Source organism: Synechococcus sp. H60.3 (assembly GCF_047462295.1).
GTDB lineage: Bacteria > Cyanobacteriota > Cyanobacteriia > Thermostichales > Thermostichaceae > Thermostichus.
Genome location: NZ_JANSIY010000098.1, coordinates 6,818 through 9,511, shown reverse-complemented (window position 1 = coordinate 9,511; position 2,694 = coordinate 6,818). Strand labels below are relative to the sequence as shown.

Here is a 2,694-nt window from a genome sequence, read left to right as displayed (position 1 = left end):
CCTGGTCGAGCTCCTCGGAGTTGATGACCTGGCCAATGGTGTCTTTGCAGCCATCGGCTAGGCGCTGCAGCGGCTGGGGTAGGTAGTCGTAGTAGGGTCGCATCTTCTCCCCCCTCAGCCACTGGCCCATGTCGTCGCCATCGCCGGCGGCCAGCACGTACCAACTGGCGGGGTTGATGCTGGGGTAGTAGCGGCTGAGGGTGGCTTCTATCTCCTGGCGGCAGCGCTTCTGGGTTGCTGCGTCTACTTCCAGGTCTTCCACCAGCCAGCCGGCGTTGAGCAGCCGCGGGTGGTAGCGTAGGTTCTGCTGGTCGGCCCACGGGATCCCCCACTTGCCGCGCATCTCCCGCAGCACTTCCCGAATGCCGGGGTGGATGGCCTCAACGGCCCGGCAGGCTTGCTCCAAGTGCTCCTGCTCCCGTCGCCCGTGGGTTTTCAGGTAGCCGGCCACACCGGCGGTGAGATCGGGGTAGGAAGCGGCAATCTTGTCTTCATCGAGGTTGGGAAAGAGCTCCGGCAACACCTTGTCCAGGGCCCGCTTGACCGTTTCGGTGGCGTTGAGCTGCTCGCGGCCATCGAAAAGCCCTGCCTGCCGCTGCCAAAGCCGCCGGCTCTCCCCTTCGCCAATCCAGCGATCCCTGGGGGAAGGGTGAACCACCGGCCCCAGGCCGGAGACGGTGCTGCGCGGTCCAAAGGCCACCGGCAGTTGCCAATCGCGGGCCTGTTTGCAGGCAGCCTGCAGCCGGCGCGTCGCCTCTACGGCTGCTGCCCACCAGGAGCCGACATTTAGCCCCGGCTTGCCCTGGCGGTGCTGCTGCTTTTGGGGATCCCAGAAGCTGATCCGCAGGAACTTCAGCTCCGCGTCGGCAAAAAGCTGCCGCTCTCCTGTTAGGTGGTAGGTGCGGTTTTGGGCGCTGACCCAGGGATCCCGTTCGACCGGCTCCTGGGACTTGAGGATGGCGGTGTCTTTGAGCCTTTGCTGGGGGGATCCCAGGGGTGCTGCTGCCCAGTAGAGCTGCCACTGGTGCTCCAGCCATCCCTCCCAGGTGGGATCCTCCGGGCGCAACTGCACCAGCCAGCGGCGCTCCAGTTGCAGGTGCTCCAGCGCTCTTTCGGCCAGGTGGCGCCATTCTTCTTTGAGGGTCTGCTGGGCCAACTGCATGGCCGCCTCCACCCGCTCTTCCGGCAACAGCAAGAGGATCACGTTGGGGAAGCCGGCGGTGAGCAGGGCGTGGGCAGAAGGCTGCGGGATCCACTCGGCAAATGCGGGATATCGCTCCAGCAGCCAGGCATCGATCAACGGCTGGCCGTAGAGGCTGGGGTAGAGCAGGCAGTCGGGGCCGTATTTCTCCGCTAGGCGCCAGCAAAGCCGTGCCGAGAGGTAGTGCAACAGCCAGGATCCGGCCCAGAAATCCCGCATCTTGCGGCTGGCTTTAATCAGCTCCTGGATGGGGTTGAAGGTGAAGCTGGCCAAAAAGGGCCGCGTGAACTTGGGCTCGTCGTAGCCGGCCAAACAGCCCGCCAGGGCCGCCACGACACTGGTGTGGCTCCACAGGGATCCATCCGGCAGCCGCGTTTCCGCCGGCAAAAGCAGGAGGTTCTCATCGCCCAACTCCCGAACCAGCGCCTGGGGAAAACAGCGCCAGAACCACCAGAACACCTTCTGGATATCTTCCTCTTCTTGCCGGATCCAATCGGGAATCACCTTTTTCTCTAGCTGCATCAGGTGCTCGGCGCGGGAGCTGGCTTGCTGCAGGGCCCGGTGCTTGTCTTCGGGCAGTTGCCAAAAGCGCTTGCGCCCCGAAAGCAGATGGCTCATCTCCAGGCCCGGCCCCAGGCTGTGGCCGCGATCGGCTACCTGGTAGTCGATGGCAACCGGCAGGTGGCCAATGGCAGCCCGATCGCTGGCGGAGGCAACCAGATCCGCATCGCCAACGCTTGCTAGGAGGGATCCTTCCGCCTTGGGCGAGATCCACCCTTGCATCGCCGCTAGGTTTGGCCACAGCCCTTCCTTAGCGCGGCCAGAGGCGTCGTGGAGGGCCTTGAGGGCAGGATCATGCAGCAAACCCCAGAGCTTCGCTTGCCAGTAGTGATGAGACATGGTGTTTTCGCAGGAGAGTTAAAAACTGAACGCGCAAGAAACAAAAAAGTAAACAAAACCCCAACAGCCACCCGATACCTGGCTGCAGAAGCTACAAAACAAAGTCCACCAATCCCGACCAGCCCTCAGGTTTCTTTAGTATTTCTCCAGCTCAGTAGGACTTGTGCAAGCTAAGCCCCTGCCAACTGTTTGACCGAGCTTGAAAACTCAGAACCTGAGGGTGGGCCGATGTCTGTAGCCTACTGAGAACTGGAAGGATCCCCTTCCATTTCCCCTTCTGTCCGGGTCAATTCCGGAAACAGCGCCTCCAGCCTGGGCAGCAGATCCCGCAGCACAAAGCTCTCCAGAGCTTCGCTGGGTAGAGGTTTGGGATTCATCTGCACATGGGCCACGTCGTTGCGGTACTGGCTAAGGCAAGACCAAAGATCAGCAAGCTGCTTGGCATCGGGAACGTGGGCGGCAATGGGAGGAAGAGACTGAGGCTGCTCTTCTTGCTGAATGAGGGATCCCAACTGTTGTTCAATTCCCTGCCGCGCTTCTCGTTTGCGGTAGTCTTGGATCCCCTCACAGAGGCAAAGGGCAGAAACCACCCA

The 2,694-nt window shown here is 62.0% G+C and carries 1 protein-coding gene and 1 pseudogene; both read right to left on the bottom strand.

Annotated elements, in window-relative coordinates:
- The coding region (locus NW841_RS10110; RefSeq protein WP_414386250.1) for a type III-B CRISPR-associated protein Cas10/Cmr2 at positions 1 to 2,065 on the bottom strand (2,065 nt) is incomplete at its 3' end.
- A 275-nt stretch (positions 2,066 to 2,340) separates the two neighbouring features.
- Positions 2,341 to 2,694, bottom strand: a pseudogene (locus NW841_RS10105) (TIGR02221 family CRISPR-associated protein); the annotation flags it as partial.